This is a genomic window from Inquilinus sp. CA228 (genome assembly GCF_052078665.1).
Classification (GTDB): domain Bacteria; phylum Pseudomonadota; class Alphaproteobacteria; order DSM-16000; family Inquilinaceae; genus Inquilinus.
Genome location: NZ_JBQJIK010000198.1, coordinates 1 through 708, shown reverse-complemented (window position 1 = coordinate 708; position 708 = coordinate 1). Strand labels below are relative to the sequence as shown.

Below are 708 nucleotides of genomic sequence, written 5' to 3'. Positions count from 1 at the left end.
CGCCGATGGGGATGCGCCGGCCCACCTCCACCGCGGGAATCGCCGTGAAGGCCGTGGCGCCCTCGGATTCGACGGCAAGGTCGAATGGGCCTGCCCCCGTCTCGGTGTAGCTGTTGCCGTGCACATAGGTCAGGTGCAAATCGAGGCGGGGCTGCACGTACCAGTCCGCGATCGGCGCCTGGTAGGCAAGGCGCGCATTGGCGCCGACATGCCAGATGTTCGGCGAGGCGTCGGCGGTCCCCCGGAAGCTGCCGGCTTCGACCGAGCGCCGGCTGTCATACCAGCCATAGCCGAAGTCGAGCGCGCCCGAGGCCTGCCACGGCCCGGTCTGGTAACGGAGGGTCGCGCCGAGCAGCAGGCTGTCGCCGCTGACTTGCGAGCTGCCGCCATCGCCACGGAGGCTGCTGCTCTCATACCCGATGGATCCGCCGAGGAACCAGGCGGGAGCAATCTCGCGCTGGCCACCGGCCTGCAGCGTCCAGGCGCTCGTATGGTAGCCCAGCGCATCGCGGGTGCTGTCCTGGTCGGCCACGCCGCCATAGGCGCGCGCCCAGGTGCAGCTGGCCTCGTCCTGGGTCCGGCCGGCGCCCTCGAAGGTCGCGCATTCGTCCAGCATGTTGGTGACGAAGCCGTGGCTCGAGCTGTAGCGGAGGGCTGCGACCGCCCCGACCGTCTGCCCGGACAGGCTGCTCAGCGCTCGCGCGTAGC

Annotated in this window: 1 protein-coding gene; it reads right to left on the bottom strand. The window is 70.6% G+C overall.

Annotation, left to right across the window (positions count from 1 at the left end; translation table 11 throughout):
- Positions 1-708, bottom strand: a 708-nt coding sequence (locus ACTOWL_RS37985; RefSeq protein WP_441326485.1) for an autotransporter outer membrane beta-barrel domain-containing protein, incomplete at both ends; no start/stop codon positions are given.